This is a genomic window from Candidatus Chlorobium masyuteum (assembly GCF_011601315.1).
Lineage (GTDB): Bacteria > Bacteroidota > Chlorobiia > Chlorobiales > Chlorobiaceae > Chlorobium > Chlorobium masyuteum.
Genome location: NZ_JAAORA010000001.1, coordinates 689,582 through 709,956 on the forward strand (window position 1 = coordinate 689,582; position 20,375 = coordinate 709,956).

16 protein-coding genes are annotated in these 20,375 nt (G+C 47.6%); 10 read left to right on the plus strand and 6 right to left on the minus strand.

The genetic code is table 11. The features are described from left to right. Positions 1-54 precede the first annotated feature (54 nt). Positions 55-990 (minus strand): protein translocase subunit SecF, encoded by a 936-nt coding sequence (secF, locus tag G9409_RS03260; protein WP_166807367.1) that lies wholly within the window; start codon positions 988-990, stop codon positions 55-57. A 19-nt stretch (positions 991-1,009) separates the two neighbouring features. Then, positions 1,010-2,893, minus strand: coding sequence for a protein translocase subunit SecD (gene secD, locus G9409_RS03265; RefSeq protein WP_166807368.1), 1,884 nt, complete (start codon positions 2,891-2,893; stop codon positions 1,010-1,012). A gap of 583 nt (positions 2,894-3,476) precedes the next feature. Here secD and mnmG point away from each other — a divergent pair. From mnmG to G9409_RS03280, 3 genes are all read left to right on the plus strand, one after another. Further along, positions 3,477-5,342: a tRNA uridine-5-carboxymethylaminomethyl(34) synthesis enzyme MnmG gene (gene mnmG / locus G9409_RS03270; protein WP_166807369.1), complete on the plus strand. Its 1,866-nt coding sequence runs from the start codon at positions 3,477-3,479 to the stop codon at positions 5,340-5,342. A 67-nt stretch (positions 5,343-5,409) separates the two neighbouring features. Continuing rightward, a complete protein-coding gene (locus G9409_RS03275; protein WP_166807370.1) occupies positions 5,410-7,803 on the plus strand; it encodes a DNA polymerase domain-containing protein in 2,394 nt (797 codons plus the stop codon). Positions 7,804-7,932: 129 nt separating this feature from the next. After that, positions 7,933-9,156 (plus strand): FprA family A-type flavoprotein, encoded by a 1,224-nt coding sequence (locus tag G9409_RS03280; protein ID WP_166807371.1) that lies wholly within the window; start codon positions 7,933-7,935, stop codon positions 9,154-9,156. 162 nt (positions 9,157-9,318) lie between these two features. Here G9409_RS03280 and G9409_RS03285 read toward each other — a convergent pair whose 3' ends face one another. The 4 genes from G9409_RS03285 to dnaA form a co-directional block, all read right to left on the minus strand. Further along, complete coding sequence (locus tag G9409_RS03285) at positions 9,319-9,612, minus strand: DUF721 domain-containing protein (protein WP_166807372.1); 294 nt, start codon at positions 9,610-9,612, stop codon at positions 9,319-9,321. Positions 9,613-9,615: 3 nt separating this feature from the next. Further along, complete coding sequence (recF, locus tag G9409_RS03290) at positions 9,616-10,725, minus strand: DNA replication/repair protein RecF (RefSeq protein ID WP_166807373.1); 1,110 nt, start codon at positions 10,723-10,725, stop codon at positions 9,616-9,618. 165 nt (positions 10,726-10,890) lie between these two features. Continuing rightward, on the minus strand, positions 10,891-12,015 hold the full coding sequence (dnaN, locus tag G9409_RS03295) for a DNA polymerase III subunit beta (protein WP_166807374.1): 1,125 nt from the start codon (positions 12,013-12,015) through the stop codon (positions 10,891-10,893). 282 nt (positions 12,016-12,297) lie between these two features. Further along, positions 12,298-13,773 (minus strand): chromosomal replication initiator protein DnaA, encoded by a 1,476-nt coding sequence (gene dnaA, locus G9409_RS03300; protein ID WP_166807375.1) that lies wholly within the window; start codon positions 13,771-13,773, stop codon positions 12,298-12,300. 446 nt (positions 13,774-14,219) lie between these two features. On the opposite strand from dnaA, the gene rpmH reads away from it, so the two are divergent. From rpmH to rlmD, 7 genes are all read left to right on the plus strand, one after another. Beyond that, the gene (gene rpmH, locus G9409_RS03305; protein WP_076789579.1) at positions 14,220-14,381 is read left to right on the plus strand and encodes a 50S ribosomal protein L34; all 162 of its coding nucleotides are present in this window, start codon (positions 14,220-14,222) and stop codon (positions 14,379-14,381) included. A 57-nt stretch (positions 14,382-14,438) separates the two neighbouring features. Further along, a complete protein-coding gene (locus G9409_RS03310; RefSeq protein WP_268896848.1) occupies positions 14,439-14,855 on the plus strand; it encodes a ribonuclease P protein component in 417 nt (138 codons plus the stop codon). Positions 14,856-14,937: 82 nt separating this feature from the next. Then, a complete protein-coding gene (yidD, locus tag G9409_RS03315) occupies positions 14,938-15,213 on the plus strand; it encodes a membrane protein insertion efficiency factor YidD (RefSeq protein WP_166807376.1) in 276 nt (91 codons plus the stop codon). Next, positions 15,206-16,957, plus strand: a complete 1,752-nt coding sequence (yidC, locus tag G9409_RS03320; RefSeq protein WP_166807377.1) for a membrane protein insertase YidC — start codon at positions 15,206-15,208, stop codon at positions 16,955-16,957. Before yidD ends, yidC begins: the two co-directional genes overlap by 8 nt. Before the next feature lie 11 nt (positions 16,958-16,968). Then, on the plus strand, positions 16,969-17,571 hold the full coding sequence (locus G9409_RS03325; RefSeq protein WP_166807378.1) for a phosphatase PAP2 family protein: 603 nt from the start codon (positions 16,969-16,971) through the stop codon (positions 17,569-17,571). After that, positions 17,564-18,478, plus strand: a complete 915-nt coding sequence (locus tag G9409_RS03330; protein WP_328700111.1) for an ROK family protein — start codon at positions 17,564-17,566, stop codon at positions 18,476-18,478. Before G9409_RS03325 ends, G9409_RS03330 begins: the two co-directional genes overlap by 8 nt. A gap of 180 nt (positions 18,479-18,658) precedes the next feature. After that, entirely contained in the window at positions 18,659-20,101 is a 1,443-nt protein-coding gene (gene rlmD, locus G9409_RS03335; RefSeq protein WP_166807380.1) for a 23S rRNA (uracil(1939)-C(5))-methyltransferase RlmD, read from the plus strand. Positions 20,102-20,375 lie beyond the last annotated feature (274 nt).

Below are 20,375 nucleotides of genomic sequence, written 5' to 3' on the forward strand. Positions count from 1 at the left end.
CACCGAAACAGTAACATAACTAGCGTATCCGTAAATCGGAAAAGGCAAACAGACTCAGGAAACCTTGCTGCCTCTCAGATGCACAGGGGTTTTAGATAATCTGAGCCAGTCAAAAACAAGCGGTGCAGCAACAAAGATCGAAGAGTAGGTTCCGATAAGAATGCCGCAAAAAACAGCAAAAGCAAAGCCCCTGATGGCCGGACCGGCAAAGATAAAGAGAACAAAAACAGAGAGCAGAACGGTTCCTGAGGTAATAATCGTACGGCTCAGCGTCTGGTTCATGCTTTCATTGAATATTCTTTCATAGTCCGCCGGTTTCTGACCGCGAATCCGCTCCCGGATACGATCATAGACAACAACGGTATCGGTAATCGAGTAACCGGCAATGGTAAGAAATGCAGCAATGATGCTCTGGTCCATCTCAAGCGGCATAAAATCAAACAGCCCGCCCAAGAGACTGAAGAGACCGAGAACTGAAAGAATGTCATGGAATATGGCAATCACCCCGGCGGTTGCAAATTTTATCTCAAAACGGATACCGACATAGAGCAAAATTGCAATGAGCGAAGCCAGCAGTGCTTTCAATGCTGACCATTTCAGGTCGGAGGCAATACTTGGGCCAACGGCATCAATACGGACAATTTCATGCGGATTATTCTTGAGCCGGGCATCAAAAGCGCCCGAAACAAGGGATTTCAGTTCATTGGTCTCTCCGCTGAACACGGTACTGAACAGAAACGAGCGATCAAGACCATACTGCTTGAGCGATCCGGAAATACCTGCCTCATCAAGCACAGCACGAACCGCACTGACATCAATATTTTTATCAAAACGGATCAGTACCTCCGATCCGCCCCGGAAGTCAATACCGTAATTCAGCCCTTTTACCGCAAGGGAGATCAGGCCGGACGCAAGCAGAATCAGTGAAAAACCGTAGGCAATTTTACGGAATCCTATAAAATCAAAGTTTGTCTTGTGAAAAATCCTCATTGGTCATACATCTTGAAAATTAACCGAAACTTTTTTCAGACAAAAGGTTCTTGCCCATGAGAAACGAAAAGATCTCTTTTGTCACAACTATCGAGGTAAACAGGCTCGCTGCCGTACCGATCATAAGTGTAAGGGCAAAACCCTGTATAGGCCCGATACCATAGGTATAGAGCAGAAATGCTGCAACCATTGTGGTAACATGTGAGTCAAGAATCGAGGAGAATGCCCGATCATAACCCAACTCTATGGAGGAGGTCAACCCCTTGGAGGCATCAAGTTCCTCTCTGATTCGCTCATAGATCAGAACATTGGCATCCACTGCCATCCCGATGGTCAGGACTATACCTGCGATACCCGGCAGCGAGAGCGAGGCACTGAAACCTGCCAGTACCGAAAGCACGATGAGAATATTAAGAACAAGCGCTATATCGGCGGCAATACCTGCTTTTTTATAGTAGAGCAGCATAAATACGGATACTGCCAGAAATGACCAGGAGAGGGAGAGCATCCCGGCTCGAATGTAATCAGCACCAAGAGACGGCCCTACGGTACGCTCCTCAATAATTCTGACCGGGGCGGGAAGAGCGCCGGCCTTCAGCACAATTTCCAGATCCTTTGCCTCCTCCAGACTCTCAATACCGTTAATGACGGAGTTCCCTCCGGGAATCTTTGACTGCACAACGGGAGCGCTGTAAACCGCACCATCAAGCACTATAGCAATACGCTTTCCGATATTTGCGCCGGTAATGCGTGCCCATTTCGACGTCCCCTCAGAGTTCATCGACATCGTCACCTCCGGCTGTACACCTTCTGAGCCGAATGTTGCCTTGGCTTCGGTTATGACCCCGCCGGTAAGTTCAGGGCTTTTTTTGACAAGGTAGACCGAGTAGAGCTTCTCTCCGCTCGGACCGACATCAGGCTTGGCGGCAAGAAGCAGCTCGGTATCCAGAGGAAGCAGGGCCTGGATATCGCTTCGCTTGAGCAGGGAAAGCACGAACTCTTTTGACTGTTCCGAAGTGTATGCGTTACCGTTTTCAGAAACGCCGACTACATTATAAAGCGGTTTTGCTGCGTTTTGATTTGCCGCAGTGGCCGGAGCCGCAGGTGCCGCTCCGGCAGGTGATCCGGGTACCGGCAATGATGCTGATAATGGCTTTGATGCCGAGGAGTCAGAAACGGCTGCCGGTGGTGCGGTACCGTTCTGGACAAGATAGGTATTGATCCGGTCAAGCGTTCTGACAAGAACCTCAGGATCCCTCAAAAGCCTGAACTCAAGCTTCGCCGTACCCTTAAGCAGGTTTCTTACCCTGTTTTGATCAGAAATACCCGGAAGCTCTATGATGATTTTTCTGCTCCCCTGGGTGGTAATGACCGGTTCGGCTACACCATACTGGTCAATTCGGTTTCTGATGATCTCCTTGGCTCGACTCAGGGCATCATCGGACTCCTTTTCAAGCTTCGAAATAATCTCCCGGTCACTGTTGCGTATATCATAAAAATAGCGGCTCAGTCGAATGTTCTCGATTTTGAACTCGGCTACGATCAGTTCAAGCACACTCGCATCGCTTTTCGCGGCCTTTGCTCTTACCGAATTCATGATCTCGGTAAACTTTGCATCCTTGTTCCACGCTTTCTGCTCAAAGAGATCAATCTGGTCAACTTCCATAACCAGATGCATTCCCCCTCTGAGATCGAGACCAAGTTTAAGACTCTTTTTCCGTGCATTTTCAAGCTCTTCACGGTGACTCAGCGCATATTTGAGACTATCCTGAGCCGATCTATAACTGTTAAGCTGCCGGGAAAGGGAGTAGTCACTCCAGGTAGGCCATAATGACCAAACCGCAACAAGAGTGACCAGAGCAATCAGAAGAAGATTAAAACGTTTATTTTTCATTGATGACATCGCTTTGCGCTCAGAAGAAATAATTCAGCCAATATATAAAATGGGGTATTGATTAGCTAACAATCTGCTCGGGGCCCATAACAGGTACCTATCGGCGTTTCCCCCGGTTTTTACCGACGCTATGGCTCTTATTCGTTAATCATCTACTACCCCTCATCCCGCAAGCCTGCCGAATCAACAGAATACCCCTCCATATCTTCAGCGGAATACAAAAAAACCAGCCCTTACGTATAGATATAACCCTCCTCCAGGAGCGGATCCATGACTAAACAGCGTGATTGCGTGCGCTCCAGCAGATAAGCTGAAATCATTCGATTGTTTTTATTACCATAAGAGGACATTTTAGTCCCTATTGCCCTTGCGGTGACCGCGATAACGGCTATAATCAAACAGTGCTTGCCGAAAACACTTTTACTTTACTTTTACTCTGCTTGCCGGATATCTCCGGTCAGTCGGCAGCGGCGGCCCTGCTGGGCGCGCCTGTAGCCATTCCTGTACGGCAGATCCCCTTAAATATGCGTATCTTGAGCAGGGAATAAACAAACAGCAACCAAAATGTTTCACGTGAAACAATCCTCAAAACATGTATGATATTATCGTTGCGGGGGCCGGCCATGCAGGCTGCGAAGCTGCGCTTGCCGCGGCGAGGTCCGGATGCTCATGCCTGCTCATAACGACAGACCTCTCGTCGATTGCAAGAATGTCCTGCAATCCCGCCATAGGTGGCGTAGCCAAGGGTCAGATCACAAGAGAGATTGACGCTCTTGGCGGAGAGATGGCCAGAGCTATAGACGCAAACGGGATCCAGTTCAGAATGCTTAACCGCAGCAAGGGGCCTGCCATGCACTCGCCAAGAGCGCAGGCAGACAAGGCGATGTACTCCCTCTATATGCGCAAAGTTATTGAGCGCGAGACCAATATCGACCTGCTGCAGGACACCGTAGTAGGAATCGAATCACATGAAGGCGTCTTTCAGGGAGCAAGAATCTCTTCCGGAAAAGTCATTGCGGGAGGCGCCGCAATTCTCTGCTGCGGAACATTTCTTAACGGCCTCATCCATATAGGAATGAACCATTATGACGGAGGGAGAACAACGGCAGAGCCTCCGGTTCGCGGATTAACCGAGGATCTTTTGCGTCTCGGCTTTATGGCAGGCCGACTGAAAACCGGAACACCCCCAAGAATTGACGCGCGCAGTGTAGATTACTCCCGGGTGGAGAGCCAACAGGGGGATGCGGAGCCATCGGCATTCTCGTTCAGCAAATCACTTGACCTCAATCGACGACAGGTAAGCTGTTACATCACCAAAACAACGCCTCAAACTCATGAGATTCTGAAAAAAGGGTTCAGCCGCTCCCCGCTCTTTACCGGAAAAGTTCAGGGCATCGGCCCGAGATACTGCCCGTCTGTAGAAGACAAGATTTGCCGCTTCCCTGATAAAGAGAGCCACCATATATTTCTTGAGCCCGAAGGGATTGACACCAATGAGATGTACGTGAATGGATTTTCGACGTCACTGCCGGAAGATATTCAGGAAGAGGGGTTGCGTTCCATACCAGGCTTGTGCAATGCAAAAGTTATCCGGCCGGGATACGCAATTGAATATGACTATTTCTTCCCGTACCAGATAAAGGGTACGCTGGAAACCAAACTCATAGAAAACCTCTACTTTGCCGGGCAGATCAACGGGACATCAGGATACGAGGAGGCTGCCGCCCAGGGATTAATGGCCGGCATAAACGCTTCATTGAAAGCAAGATCCCGACCACCTATCAATCTCAGGCGCTCAGAGGCCTATATCGGCGTCCTGATTGATGATATCATCACAAAAGAGACGCTCGAGCCCTACAGAATGTTTACCTCTTCTGCTGAACATCGCCTCCACCTTCGCCATGATAATGCGGATGTGCGCCTTGTGACCTTTGGATATGAAGCGGGACTTGTTCAGCATGAAACCTATCATCAGTGCCTTTCTAAAATAGAGAAGATTAATCATCTTAAGGCATTATGTGCAAACACAAGACTGCAGCCCGAAGAGATAAACCGCATACTGGCAAAATCAGGCTATGCCCCTGTAGAGATCGGCCAGCATGTGGCATCACTGCTGAAAAGGCCAGGAATCACCCTTGAGCTGATTCTTGCTGAATCAGAAGCATTTCGAAACAGTGTTCATCAGATAACCATTGACCGCTCAATCTATGAACAGGTTGATATTGACCTTAAGTATGAAGGCTATCTTAAACGTGACCTTCTGATGGCTGAAAAGATCTCAAGACTGGAATCACTCAGGATACCGCCCCAGTTCAAATATGACGGGATATCCGGGCTTTCAAACGAAGGAAAAGAGAAGCTGAAAAAACACAAGCCCGAAACAATTGGAGTCGCCTCACGAATACCGGGCGTTTCCCCTTCAGATATTTCAGTTCTTACCGTTCGCCTTGGACGTTAAGCGAGCCATATTGTTTCACGTGAAACACCATTTATAGTATCAGGCCTGATATTCATATTTTTATTCCATGGAAAGTATAATCGGTGACATTGTCAATAATGATCTGCTGTTCGGTAAAGATAAAGAGCAGGGGATAGTTGGCGCATACCAGCTGAGCGACACACAAATAAGAGTATTCAATCGTAATGGCGGCTCGGTAACACACCATGACGATACGTTTTTCCCCTATTTTTTTCTCTCTGACAGCTCCCTGCTTGAGGGGTTTGTTCCCGAGTGTGACGAAAAGTTCTGGCTGGTAAAACTCGGCGGCTCGAACTACTATCAATATCTTGCCATATTCAAAAGCTGGCGAAACTATCGCGGGGCTCTTGACTCTTTAAGCAACAGACGTTTTGGCGAGAGTGCCGATCAAGGTATCCAGAGTCCGGCAGTTGAGAACAGTTCACACATATATAATAAAGGCGATGCCGTCACTCAGTATTTTCTTCAGAGCGGCAAAACCCTCTTCAAGGGTATGATCTTTGATGATCTCTACCGTATGCAGCTTGATATTGAAACGAATTACAATCCCGAAAAGCGTGATGGCGCGGCAAACGGGATCGGTTCTGATGAGATCATTATTATCTCTTTTTGTGATAATCGTGGATGGGAGGCTGTTCTCCATTCAAAAAAGAGCTCTGAACGGGAGCTGCTTAAAGCGGCAGTGGCACTTATAGGTGAAAAAGATCCTGATGTTATCGAGGGGCACAACATATTCAGCTTTGATCTTCCCTATCTGCAGCGCAGATGCGAAAAATATGGTATTCCTTTTTCGATAGGGAGAAACAACCTTCAGCCTAAAACATACCCGTCAAGCATACGTTTCGCTGAACGGAGTATTGATTACACCTTTTATGATATCCCCGGGAGGCATGTTATTGATACTCTTTTCCTGGTGCAGAGTTACGATATCTCGAAGCGCTCCATGCAGAGCTACGGTCTGAAAGCCGTGGCTAAACATTTTGGTTTTGCTTCACCCGACAGAACCTACGTTGACTACAAGGATATAGCCGCGCTTTGGGAAAATAATCATGCAAAACTTCTTGCCTATGCGCTTGATGATGTTCGCGAAACAAGGGCTCTCTCCTCTTTACTTTCTGCCAGCAATTTTTATCTCTCACAAATGCTGCCGTATACCTATGCAATGACCGCCCGCATAGGCCAGGCTGCGAAGATCGAGGTTCTTCTGGTCCGCGAATACCTCCGCCTTAAACACTCTATCCCCAGGCCCACTGCCGGTCAACAGCACTCCGGAGGATATACCGAAGTCTTCCTGAAAGGGATTCTCGGCCCTATTGTCTATGCTGATGTTGAGTCACTCTACCCCTCTATCATGCTCTCTTACGATATATGTCCAAAAAGTGATGAATTGAAGGTCTTTCCGGGTGTGCTCAATGATCTGAAGGAGCTGCGTTTCAAGGCTAAAGATCGATCACTCAAAGAAAAAGAGTGCGGAAACAAATCGCTTGCCGATAATTTTGATGCCATGCAAAGCTCATTCAAAATAGTTATCAATGCCATGTACGGCTATCTTGGTTTCAGCGGAGGGATATTCAATGATTTTGCAGAAGCGGACAGAGTGACATCAACCGGACAGAGTATTGCAAAAAAAATGATTGTCGAGTTTGAAGCCAGAGGATGCCGTGTTATTGAGGTTGATACGGATGGTATTCTGTTTATTCCACCACCTGAAGTGATACGTGAAACTGATGAAAGATTGCTTGTCAGCGAAGTTTCTGCGCTTATGCCGGAAGGCATTAAAATAGGGTTTGACGGGCGATACAGAAAGATGATCTCCTACATGAAAAAAAATTATGCGCTGCTCAGCTATGAGAACGTCATGATTCTGAAAGGATCTTCGCTTACAAGCAGAAGCGGCGAGAAGTTCGGGCGTGATTTTGTCCGCAGAGGCTTTGAAAAGCTTCTCAGCGAAGATATTGAAGGGCTTCACAATCTTTTCACCGAGTACCGGAATAAAATTCTAAACCATGAACTTGATGTTTCCGAGTTTACAAAAACAGAATCGCTGAAAAGCACCGTTGAACAATACGCCGAAGATGTGAAATCAGGCAAACGTTCAAAGGCAATAACCTATGAAATCGCTATCAAGAAAGGCCTTCGGGTAACAAAAGGGGACCGGATCACCTACTATATCTCCGGAACAGGAGCGGGCAGTGCCTCGTATGAGAAAGGCAAGCTCTCCACGGAATGGAAAAAAGAGAATCCTGACGAGAACACGCACTTCTATCTTAAACGACTTGATGAACACTGCCAGAAATTTCTTCCTTTTTTCAAGCCGCAGGATTTCAGCATGCTTTTTTCTGATGATACGCTCTTTTCATTTTCTGCCGATGGGATTGAGCTGATAAGGGATATCCGCCATACCGAGAGCTACAACCCAGGGAGTGATCTTGCTTTATGAAAAGCCTGTTTCGGTTTTGTTTGTTTATACTGTATCTTTTTGTCCTCTGTTGAGGAACTATATATCCTGTTTCCCTGTAGTGTTACAGGCTATTGGAACATAATTTTTAAATATTTTTTTGAAACTAACATGGCAGACAATAAAGTACTTCCTGTTTCAAGTGATGTCAGCTGGATCGGTGTTCTCGATCCCGGTCTTATTACCTTTGACATCGTAATGGAGACAAAATATGGCACAACCTATAACTCCTATTTCATCAATGCGGAGAAAAAGACCATTATAGAGACAACAAAGGAGAAATTCTGGCCTGAATATCTTGCCAAAATAAAACAGGTTACCGACCCTTCTGAGATAGAGTATATCATTGTTGACCACACGGAACCGGATCACTCAGGCAATGTCCGAAACCTGCTTGCCGTGGCTCCAAATGCAACCGTAGTCGGCAGTGGTAACGCGATCAAATTTCTCCGCGACCAGACCGGCCATGACTTTAAATCACTTGTTGTAAAAACAGGAGATTCGCTTGATCTTGGCAATAAAACGCTTCATTTCATCAATGCGCCCAATCTTCACTGGCCTGACACCATCTATACCTGGCTTGAGGAGGACCGGATTCTTTTCACCTGTGACTCTTTCGGCTCCCATTTCTCGCACGAAGAGATGTTTGATGACCTTGTGGGTGATTTTGACGATGCCTTTACCTACTATTTTGATGCTATTCTCAGACCGTTCAGTAAATACATGATTCAGGCGGTAGAAAAAATCAGAGCTCTTGACATACAGACCATCTGTCCCGGTCATGGTCCCATCCTGAGATCAAACTGGAAAAAATATGTAGATCTCTCTTTAAAATATGCGACTACAGCCATTGCGATGCCACAGGAAAAAAATATCCTGATTGCCTATGTTTCTGCCTATGAAAACACCACTCTGCTTGCCCATAAAATAGCAGAGGGTCTCCGCCGGTCGTGTGATTTCAATATTGAGATTTGTGACATAGAGTCTATGCATTTTTCAAAACTTGAGGACAAGATCGCCCACTGTTCAGGAATTATCGTGGGATCGCCTACGATAAACCAGAATATACTGCCGCAAATCTATCAACTCTTCGCGGCCATAAACCCGATCCGTGACAAGGGAAAGCTCGGCGCCGCTTTCGGCTCTTATGGATGGAGCGGTGAGGCAGCAAAAATGATTGAAACAAATTTCTCACTGCTCAAGCTGAAAGTTTTTGAACAGAATGTTATGGTAAAGTTCAAACCTCATGAGCCTGAATTTGAAAAATGCATCGATTTCGGCAAGGCCTATGCAGATAAAATGATTGAGATCTACCAGTTGAGCTGCAATCTGTGATCAAACAGAGGTATTGGCTGTTGAAAACCAAAAAGGGTTACCGGAAACGGTAACCCTTTTTTTATATACAATTAACGATACAGCTACTATGGAGATGGCCGTCGCCGCTACCCGGCCGCTGATTCGTCGGGGCTTAACGGAGAGCGATAGCGGTGAAGTACGTTATTTAAAAATAATCTCTTCAACTATCGGACGCTCAAGGGCGGCATTAAGTTTGTTGCGTATATCCTGTTTTCGAAAATTCAGTTCCATGCGCCATGAGGGATTTTTCACCCGGATAAAGAGCTGTCCGCCGGTAAATCGCTCAATGGAGGTGGCACCGGCAATAGCCTCACCAACAACACTGTTCCATATCTGGAGTGTCTTGTACTGCTCATATGCCTCTGTAAGCCCTAACGACTGGCACATAGCGCCGACTACAGAAGAGATTTTTTTCGGATCTTTTGTTCTTGACACCGCTCAATGCTCCCGGTTGTCTTTCAGTGATTCCACAGAGAATGCCGTAATGTTTTTCTGATCTTTTTTTTCTGTCGATGTAATGATGGTCTGCCCGCAATCTTCCAGAATAGTGAATATATCAGCAATCCTTGAAGCATCAAGTTCGCTGAAAATATCATCAAGCAGACAGATCGGCTTTTCAGCGGTCTTTTCGTAAAAAAAACGGTGCTGAGCAAGCTTCAGTGCGATAAGAAATGTTCGTAACTGACCCTGTGAGGCGTATTTCCTGATCTCTTTGCCGTTGATGAAAAAAAGAAGCTCATCGCGGTGAGGTCCGCTCATTGTCTGAGCACGCATCATCTCATAGCTTTCGGTCTCGTGATATTTTTGCGTGAATCGACGATATAGCTCATCGACTGAACTATCTGCACTGAGCGTACCCAGTGAACTTCTGTAGAGAAGAGATGGCTCCTCATGAAGCGATAATTGCAGATAAAGCTCGCGAAAGTGCGAAAAAAATTCATGTATAAATGAGAGCCGTGCGTGTACAATTGAAGCGGCAAGTCTTGACAGATTTTCAGTCCAGAGGGCAAGCATTCCTTCCTGCGGGAATTTTTTCTCAGCTAATTGGGCTAACAGCGCATTTCTTTGCTGAAGAACCCTTCGATAAGCGATCAGATCATCAAGATATCTTCTGTCTGTCTGGCTTATAGCGTTGTCAATAAACCGCCTTCTTTCCGCAGGTGCGCCATTGACAATAATCATTTCCGGAGGAGAAAAGGTAATGCAGGGTACCCGGCCTATATGGCTTGAAAATGGCTTTATTTCACTGTTATTGACCGCTACCAGCTTCTCCTTCTCTTTGGTATAGCTGATTTTCACCGTCACACCGTAGCCTGAACAATCCTTAAACGTGCTTTCAAGCAGAAAATAATCCGTAGTAAAAAGAAGACAATCACTATCCGCTGCGCCGACAAACCCTTTTGTCAGTGCACAATAGTGGATACCTTCAAGAATCGAGGTTTTTCCTGATCCGTTATGGCCGTAAATAAGATTAATCCCTTCTGACGGCTCAAAAACTGACGAGCGGTGATTCCTGAAATTCTCATACTGTATATGTTCAAGCAGCAATAATTCCCCTCATCGTTCAAGGCATCCCGGTTATTTCTGAGTAAGAAATGGTTAACAAGTAGAATGGCGCACATAAACAGTCCTCTCCCGACGTGTCGGGAGAGGAGATTCTTTTACCTATCATTCAAAGATAGCTTAACGACAATAAATTGAAGACGATAACCATCAATTATTGATTCGGACAGGCATGACCAGAATAATCAGTTTATCATCCTCTTCCTCCTTGTGCGGCTTGAAAATCACCGCCGTTGTAGGACTTTTCAATTCTATACGAATCTCATTGTCATCAAGATGTGCAAGGGCAGCTTCGATAAACCGTGAATTAAAGCCGATGGTGATAGGTTCACCACTGTAGGTACAGGGCAATTCTTCCTGTGCAGCTTCACCCTCATTGGTGTTTTCGGCCAGTATTTTCAGCACTTCACCTTCAATAACAATCTTGACATCTCCGATACTTGAAAAACGTCCTACCCGCTTGACAGAATCATAGATCAACGACCGATCAACAATCATATGCTTGTCATGCTCTACAGGAATAACCGCATCATAATTAGGATATGGTTCAACAATGAGCGCTGCATCAAGAACAATATTTCCACTGATGAATCGCACAAAACGCCGCTCTGAATCGATACTCATGGTAACGGTTTCATGCTGTGCAAGCTTCTGGATTATTGACAGAACTCTTGCCGGAACAACTATTTTCTGTTTTTCAGCAATATCCGTTGATGAGCTTTTTCTGCACCTTACCAGTCTGTGCCCGTCAGTCGAGACTGCGGTAATAACCGATCCTTCAAGTTCAAACAGGACACCCATCATGGCCGGCCGCATACCATCAACACTACAGGCAAAAATTGTTTTCTGAATGAGATCCTGAAGTTCCTCTGTTGCAAGTTCAAGAGAGATGTCGTAGATCTTCTCGTACTTCTCCTGTTTGCTTTCAAACTGGCAGGGTATTTTATAGCGGCCCTTGTCAGTTTTGATGTGAACAGTACCATGATCACTGATCTCCTGCCTTTCGATTTCGAAGGTAACAGAGGTATCATACATGCTTCTGAGAAAATCCTGGAGAGTTCTCGCCTTGATTCCGATGTTGCCGGTGTCAGAGGTATCCACATCACTTCTGGCGGTAATGGAAAGTTCTCCGTCTGTTGCAAAAAGCGTCAGAGTTCCGGACTCTATGGATAAGTGAACATTTTCAAAACGCGGATCCATAGTTTTTGCAGGAATTGCCTGTGCAACCTTGCTTACAGCATCCTGCAGTTGACGAATTGAGGAAGTTAATTTCATCTGCTCCAACTTTTACTATTTAATATTTATAGAACATTGTTGTTGTTGTAGAGAGTGTTGATATCTGGACAACTCCATTCAAGACTCTTCTATTGTATTGTAAAGATTACAGTTAATCAAGTTTATCATAACCTCTTCTCTGTTGATAACCCCCTCTGTTTTAATCAGGCGGTCTGTGCGAAGTTTGTTGATAAGATAGGTTTTGAACCTTTTATGTTGATAACCCTTCACTTGCCAAGATTGCGCCAACACCTTTTTAACATGTTGTAAACATAACCATACCTACATTGAAAGAATCTCGATTCTTTTGCGGATCTCTTCAATTTTTTTCCGCTCTTCGGTAAATGTATCGACTCTTTTTGTAATGGTAGTGACTGCGTGAATGACTGTTGAGTGATCTCTGCCACCAAAATGAAGGCCGATGGTCTTCAATGAGGAGTCGGTAAGGTTTTTTGCGAGATACATGGCAATTTGGCGGCCGACAGCAATCTCCTTTTTTTTGGATTTTCCCTTCAGATCATTGGGAGTAATGGAGAAGTAGGCACATACAGCTTTTTCAATCGTGTCGAGTGTCAGACGTTTTGTTGTATGTCGGATAATGTCCTTGAGGGTTGATTTAGTGAAATTCAAATCAATTTCCCTGTTGTCAAGAGATTGTGCCGCAAGCAGTTTGACAATGCATCCTTCAAGCTCCCTGACGTTTTCCGTTACATTTGTTGCAATGAATTCAATAACATCTTCATCAAGCGGAACGCCACCCTGGCGCAGTTTGCTGAGTATGATGGCCTTTCGTGTTTCATAGTCCGGAGGCTGAATATCGGCTGAGAGTCCCCAGTTAAAACGCGAAATAAGACGGTCTTCAATACCTTTGATATCCTTTATAGGCCTGTCCGCGGAGAGGATAATCTGTTTGTTGGACTGGTGAAGGGTGTTGAAAATATGAAAAATCTCCTCCTGCGTTTTTTCCTTGCCGGAAAAGAACTGAATATCATCGATGATAAGCACGTCGATGGCCCGGTAAAAGGATGAAAATTCCTGTATTTTACCATTCTGTATTGCGTTAACAAAGTCAATCGCAAATTTTTCACTCGACACATAAAGCACCTGGGCAGATGGCCGGTTTTCACGAACACTGTTGCCGATAGCCTGCATCATATGTGTTTTTCCAAGCCCTACACCACCGTAGATGACAAGAGGATTAAAGGCATTCTGGCCGGGACTCTGTGCAACGGATTTCGAAGCGGCGAATGCCAGTGAGTTGCAATCGCCGCGAATGAGCGTGTCAAAGGTGTACTTGACGTTCAGATGCGTTTCAAAACGGGCCAGATCACGTTCAAACGTACCGTTTCTTTTGGTTTTTAACTCAATACTCTGGTTTGCCGCAATAAAATCACTGTTCATGGTGTTCTGGTGCGGCAGTTCAATCGTTACCGGCTGCCCCTGCGATTTATCCATAACGATTGAATACATCAATCCGGCCTCGGGGCCGATGACAACCTTGAGTGCCTGTTTTAAAAAGGAGGAGTAGTTCTCTTCAATCCACTCATAGAAAAATTGGCTCGGAACCTCAATGGTCAGTTCACTCCCGGAAAAGCTTAATGGTTTGATCGGGGAGAACCATGTTTTAAATGCAAGCGGATTTATTTTTTCTTTGATGGCTTCCATGCAGGCATCCCAGACCTGATGTTCCATTGAGGCGCTTTTCTGGTTTTTGATCTGCGGATAGTCAGGGAGCGCCTTTGACGTAACTTCGGGCATAGAATACTGGGATTTGAGAGGTAAGGAGCGAAATTGTGTGAGCCATCAACATTTACTGTTCACAAGTTAGTGTTTTAAGTGGATAAAAAACAATTTCCTTAATGAAAATCCCGCAAGATTCCGTGCCCCGGCCGGCATAAGTTTTCAACATCGTATTTTATTTTATTTATTGGTTTTAACGGTATTCTTTGTTACAGTAGTCAACATGTGTGGATTCTTTCGGAAGGGCGTCCTGTCGGGGCTTTTGGGTGAGTGACTTTTTTTATCCACAAACCATCCACATTGTTGATAAGTTGTGGCGGGAATCCGATATTTTACCTCGTTGCATGTTGTTTTATGGGCAGAGACTCTTGCGGTGGACTGTAGTATTTGTTATTGAGTGTTCATTGTGCTAAATTACGCGCCCAGTAATTTTGAATTATTATAAAAGTTTGGAGTTTTAAGCGATGAAAAGAACCTATCAGCCGCGGAATAGAAAAAGAAGGAACAAGCACGGATTCAGGTCGAGAATGGCAACCAAGAATGGTCGTAAAGTTCTTTCTGCAAGAAGAGCAAAAGGTCGTCACGCGCTTTCGGTCAGCAGCGCAATGGGTACGGCCGGACAGTAAGTAGTTTCCCGTCAGGCCTTCAGGCTGTCGGGTTGAATCAATTGCTCTTTTCAGGATTTGAACAAGCCACACCTTCACGCTCTGCGAAAGCATGAGATATTGAGAAAAAAGCAACTGATTTCCCTTTTGTTTTCAAGCGGGATCGGTGTGAGAGGTGATTTTTTGAAAATGGTCTATGCTGATCTCCGCCAGGAGAGCCGCTCTTTTCCAGGCATTCCGGCCATTCTGTTTGCGGTAAGTAAAAAAACTGTTCCATCTGCTGTTCGGCGCAACAGGATAAAGCGCATGATGAGAGAGGCCTACCGGATTGAGCGGTCATCGGTAATAAGGAGCAGTAGCGATGAGCAGGATGGTGCTGAGGCAAAGAGACTCTGTATTGTCTTTCTTTTTACGGGCAGAAAAAAAACACTCCCGGAGTTGCAGGCATTCAGGGAGGAGATCAGACGGTTAATGCAGGGGATGAGACTTTCCTGACAGAGGGAGTCAAAGACAGGCTTTTATATCTAATGCAGCACTCATGACGGGCAGCGTTTTTTGCCGGATAAAGGATGAAAGCATGACTATCTGGAAGTATGTCAATGAGGTACCGATTTTACTGATAAAGTTTTACCAGGCTTTTCTTTCGCCTCTTCTTGGCTCTTCCTGCAGATACTACCCTACCTGTTCCGCCTACGCGCTTGAAGCTTTTCGCACTCATAATTTTTTTTACGCCGTCTGGCTGACAGTGTGGCGTATTCTTCGATGCAACCCCTTTGCAAAGGGCGGGTTTGACCCGGTACCCTTGCGTAACAACGATCTTCACGGTAAAATTAAAGAGAGAGGTAATGGATAGAAAATCATTGACAGGCCTTGCGCTTATAGGCTTGATTATGTTCGTCTGGCTGCAGTTCATGTCGCCGGAGAAAAAACTGTTACAGTCACCGGAAGCGGTGAAAACAGAGCAGACCAATCCGCAGGCACTTTCATCCCCTGTGGCAGCGGCTCCTTCCGCAGATACGTTCGGTGTTTTTGCCACTGCGGCCGGAGGTCGTGAGCAACTCGTAAAGGTGGATAATGATCTTTTCAGGGCAACGCTCTCTTCCAAGGGCGCCACACTGAAGTCACTGGTTCTCAAAAAGCATCTGAATGGAGAGCGCAAGCCGTTCGATCTGGTCAGCAACACCAGGAACGGAGCCCTTTCACTGCTCTTTCTGACCCGTGAAGGGAAGAAAATTGATACCCGCGATCTCTATTTCAGCACGGTAACGCTTGATTCTGTTCGTGCGATCAGCGGCAAACAGAGTTATGCGGTTCGCTATCACCTTGACATTGCCCCCGCCCAGGCTATTGATATAACCTATCTCTTTTCCGGCGACAGCTATAAAGTCGGCTATGATGTCAAACTGACAGGATTTGCCAGTGAGCTTGCCGGTAATGAGTATCAGCTCCAATGGGATGGTGGACTCGGTTATTCGGAAAAAGACCGCAAGGATGAGTCGCAGAGTGTTCTGGCCGGCGCCTATCTTGGAGGAAGCCTCGTTAAGCTTGATGCGGCCAAAGAGAACGAGACCTACCGTGAAGAGCAGTCCGGAGAAGCCAAATGGGTAGCAGTCCGCAACAAATATTTTGTTGCAGCACTTATTCCCTCCAGGCGTACAGAAGGCATCCATCTTGACGGTAAAAGAACAGCCGGTAACGAGTTTGAGAACTATACGGCAGCGCTGAAAATGGGCGTTCCATCAACCGGAACGGTATCGGATGACAAGTTCAGCCTCTATCTCGGGCCGCTTGACTACAATATTGTCAAGGCACAGAACGCCGGTCTTGAAAAAATCATGGATTTCGGCTGGGACTGGCTGACGAGACCTTTTGCCGAATTTATCATTCTGCCGGTTTTCAGCTGGATGAACACCTTTGTAAGCAACTACGGTCTTATCATTATCATTTTTGCCTTCCTGATCAAGCTGGTCACCTACCCCCTTTCGATGGCTTCGACGAAGTCCATGAAAAAGATGTCGGCACTTCAGCCGGTGCTCAAGGAGCTGCAGGAGAAGTATAAGGATAACCCCGCAAAGCTGCAGAGCGAGCTTGGCAGGATCTACAAGGAGGCAGGAGTCAACCCGATTGGCGGCTGTTTGCCGGTGGTGCTGCAGATGCCGCTGCTCTTTGCCATGTTCTATGTGTTCCGCTCCTCGATAGAGCTTCGTCAGCACAGCTTCCTCTGGGCAAAGGATCTCTCCGTTCCGGATTCCATACTCGACTTCGGATTCAGCATTCCCATGTATGGAAATCACGTTGCGGTCTTCCCGATTCTCATGGCGGTGACGGTTTTTATTCAGCAGAAAATCACACCGACGACGCAGAGCAATGATCAGATGAAGGTGATGATGTACATGTTCCCGGCCATGATGCTCCTCTTTTTCAACAACATGCCGGCAGGCCTCGGTCTCTACTATCTGATGTTCAACATTTTCAGTGTAGCACAGCAGTTCTATATCAACAAGACCACCACTGCCGCCGATATGCCGAATGTGACGCTCACAGCGCCCTCTTCAGGCGGATCCCGTAAAAAGAGCAAAGGGGCGGCGAAAAAGTAAATAGTGGTGTTATGGCGCCAATCGAGCAGGCCGATGTGTGGCTTTTCCGGTTACTGAACCTTCGTCTGGTTCATCCGGCAGTCGACGACCTGATGGTTTTTCTGACCAACGGCTCTCTTTCCCGTCATATCGGCATTCTGGCAGCGCTCTTTATGGTCATCCGCAGGGGCAGGCAGGGTTTTCTTGTAATCCTGCTTGCCCTTCTTGCTGTCGGCATGGCTGATTTCATTGCCTCCGGTATCTTCAAACCGCTTGTCGAGCGCATCCGCCCCTGCTTTGCCCTTGATCAGGTCCGCCTGCTCATCCATCAATCGAGGAGCTACTCGTTTGCCTCATCCCATGCGGCGAACTCGGCAGCGGTTGCCGCCATGACCTGGATTTTCTTTCACCGTGGCGAGAGAATCGAAAAACTCTTTACCTCTCTCATGATCGCCTATGCTCTTGCCATCGGATTTTCAAGGATCTACGTCGGCGTTCACTATCCCGGAGATGTGCTTGGCGGCATCATGATCGGACTTTTCAGTGCAGCTATTGTCTATCTGCTCTTCTCCTGGATCGTTAAGAACATCGTTCAGCCACGCTTCATGCGTCAAAATGCCCTTTCCGGTGAGTGAGGTGTATTGGGGCGTCGATCTTGGCGGAACCAAAATCGAGGCGGTGGTGATCGACAGATCCATGAAACCTCTCCTGCGGCGCAGGATCGCTACTGAGGCTGAAGGCGGCTACATCCACATCCTTGAGCGCATCAGCACGCTTCTTGACATGGTATCCCGTGAGAGCGGACTCGCATTGCCGGAGCGTATTGGAATCGGCACTCCCGGAAGGTATGATGAAGTATCGGGCTTCATGAAAAACTCAAACACGGTTGCACTGAACGGTCGCGATTTGAAACGCGATCTTGAGCAGCTTCTCCATCGGGAGCTGCTCATTGAAAATGACGCCAACTGTTTTGCCCTTGCTGAATCGATGCTTGGCTGTGGGGCCGAAGTGATGCGTGATCCTTCAAAGATGGCCTTCGGCATTATTCTCGGAACCGGTGTCGGCGGCGGGATAGTGTGTTGCGGCAGGGTTCGCCATGGCGCCCACGGCATTGCCGGAGAGTGGGGGCATAATGAGCTTCTGCCGGATGGAGAGGCCTGCTACTGCGGCAGATCGGGATGCGTGGAGACGGTTATTTCCGGCCCGGCGCTTGAGCGCTACTACAAAGCGCTTACGGGCAGATTCAAGCCGCTGTCGCAGATCGCTTCTGATTGCAGCTCGGATGACGCAGCGGCCGAGACCATCGATCGCCTGCTCTTCTGTTTCGGCAAAGCACTCGCCCGGGTGATCAACATCCTCGATCCTGATCTCTGTATAATCGGCGGAGGAGTCGGTCAGGTTGAGCAGTTGTACTCACCGGAGGCCCGTACAGCAATCGAGCGCCACCTCTTCAACAGCGAACTCCGCATCCCCATCCTCAAGCCCCTCCTCGGCGACAGCGCCGGAGTCTTCGGCGCCGCGTTGTTGACGCTCACTATATGACATTCAAAACAGTGGGTTCAGCTATGCCGCTTACAAAAGAGCGTCAAAATCCTTCGTTTTTTTCTGCACCGAAAGCAGGCGGTTTTGTATGTTAACGGGTTGCTGTTCCGGTTGCGCAGAGCACCTGTAGTGTCGGGATTGCTTTAACGTACTGTTTTTATTAGGCATAAAAAGATTTTCATGGCAGAGGATATTGTTTTCAGGAGAGGGGATATCATTGAGCTGGTCGTAACCGATCTGGCGGAGAAGGAGCAGTGTTTCGGGCGGCTTGACAGCGGGATGGCGGTTATGGTCAACGGTATGCTTGCGGTCGGCGACCGGGTGTCGGCCAGGATCAAAAAGGTGAAGCAGCGATACCTTGAGGCTATTGCCGTTGAGGTGCTTGAAGCCTCTCCGGACAGAACGGAGCCGGTGTGCAGCTATTTCGGTGTCTGCGGTGGCTGCAAGCTGATGCACATCAGGTACGAGGCGCAGATTGCCTACAAAGAGAAAAAGGTGAAGGACGCGCTTGAGCATCTCGGAAGTTTTTCCAATCCGCCGGTTTCGCCTGTTCTGGCGGCGGCCTCTCCCGTTCACTACCGCAACAAGATCGAGTTCTCCTGCTCCAGCATGCGCTATCTCCTGCCGGAAGAGCTTTCGCAGGAGGAGCTGCTACGCCCGAAAACTTTTGCGCTGGGATTTCATACCCCCGGCAATTTCGAGAAGGTGATCGATATCGACTACTGCTACCTTGCCACGGAGCTGATGAACCGTGTGCTCAAGCTGACCCGGGAATTTGCCCTTGCCAACAACCTTGAGCCCTACGGCGTCCGGGCGCATACCGGATTTTTGCGCAACCTTGTGGTGCGTTTCAGTGAAGATCAGCGGGAGCTGATGGTCAACCTCGTTACCTCCTGGTATGATGAGAAGCTGATGCAGCACTACAATGCCGCGCTCCAGTCAGAACTTCAAGGCGAGAAGGTGACGGTGGTCAATAATGTGACCTCAAGAAAGAACGGTGTTGCTACCGGCGAAGAGGAGTTTCTGCTCAGCGGATCAGGTATCATTACCGAGCGGCTCGGCGAGCTTGATTTCAGAATCTCTGCCAACTCATTTTTTCAGACCAACTCCCGGCAGGCCGAAGTGCTCTACAACGCCATTCTTGATGTTGCCGGACTCAACGAGGATGACACCGTCTATGACCTCTATTGCGGTACCGGAACCATCACGCTCTACATGGCAAAACACTGCAGGAGTGCGGTCGGTCTTGAGGTGGTTGAAAGCTCAATCAACGATGCCCGCAGCAATGCGGCTCTGAACGGTGTTGAGAATGCAGCCTTTTATCAGGTTGATCTGAAGGATTTCCACGCCATACTCGACAAACTTGAAAGCCATGGGGCTCCGGGGGTGATCATCACCGATCCGCCGAGAGCGGGCATGCACCCGAAGGCGCTTGAAACCATGCTCCGTTTCCGGCCAAGGCGAATTGTCTATGTCAGTTGCAATCCGGCAAGTCTTGCCCGCGACGGCAAGGAGATTGCACTTCAGGGCTACACGCTCAAATCAGTTCAGCCGGTGGATATGTTTCCGCATACGGCGCATATAGAGAGTGTGGCCTGTTTCGAGCTGGAGCGCCCCTATTAGGTCACCGCTATTTATTTGTTCCGAAACACGATTACTGCGTTGGGTGGTGCTCGCAATCCTCATGTACTCCTGTGTACATTCCGGTTGCTGCGCTCCATCCGTCTTGTTCTCGTGCTTCTCACAACAATAAATAGAGGTGCCCATTAATCTGTTCCGCGATTCGATGGCATCGTTGGGCGGTGCTCGCAATCCTCATCCCGACTGTGTCGGTCTACCACTGTTTTGTCCATCCGGGGCTTGAATAAACAAACCGCTCACGACGATTAATCGGGGT

Coding starts and splice junctions, on each gene's coding strand:
- secF (WP_166807367.1), bottom strand. CDS start 990: ATGAGGATTTTTCACAAGACAAACTTTGATTTTATAGGATTCCGTAAA.
- secD (WP_166807368.1), bottom strand. CDS start 2,893: ATGTCATCAATGAAAAATAAACGTTTTAATCTTCTTCTGATTGCTCTG.
- mnmG (WP_166807369.1), top strand. CDS start 3,477: ATGTATGATATTATCGTTGCGGGGGCCGGCCATGCAGGCTGCGAAGCT.
- G9409_RS03275 (WP_166807370.1), top strand. CDS start 5,410: ATGGAAAGTATAATCGGTGACATTGTCAATAATGATCTGCTGTTCGGT.
- G9409_RS03280 (WP_166807371.1), top strand. CDS start 7,933: ATGGCAGACAATAAAGTACTTCCTGTTTCAAGTGATGTCAGCTGGATC.
- dnaN (WP_166807374.1), bottom strand. CDS start 12,015: ATGAAATTAACTTCCTCAATTCGTCAACTGCAGGATGCTGTAAGCAAG.
- dnaA (WP_166807375.1), bottom strand. CDS start 13,773: ATGCCCGAAGTTACGTCAAAGGCGCTCCCTGACTATCCGCAGATCAAA.
- rpmH (WP_076789579.1), top strand. CDS start 14,220: ATGAAAAGAACCTATCAGCCGCGGAATAGAAAAAGAAGGAACAAGCAC.
- yidD (WP_166807376.1), top strand. CDS start 14,938: ATGACTATCTGGAAGTATGTCAATGAGGTACCGATTTTACTGATAAAG.
- yidC (WP_166807377.1), top strand. CDS start 15,206: ATGGATAGAAAATCATTGACAGGCCTTGCGCTTATAGGCTTGATTATG.
- G9409_RS03325 (WP_166807378.1), top strand. CDS start 16,969: ATGGCGCCAATCGAGCAGGCCGATGTGTGGCTTTTCCGGTTACTGAAC.
- rlmD (WP_166807380.1), top strand. CDS start 18,659: ATGGCAGAGGATATTGTTTTCAGGAGAGGGGATATCATTGAGCTGGTC.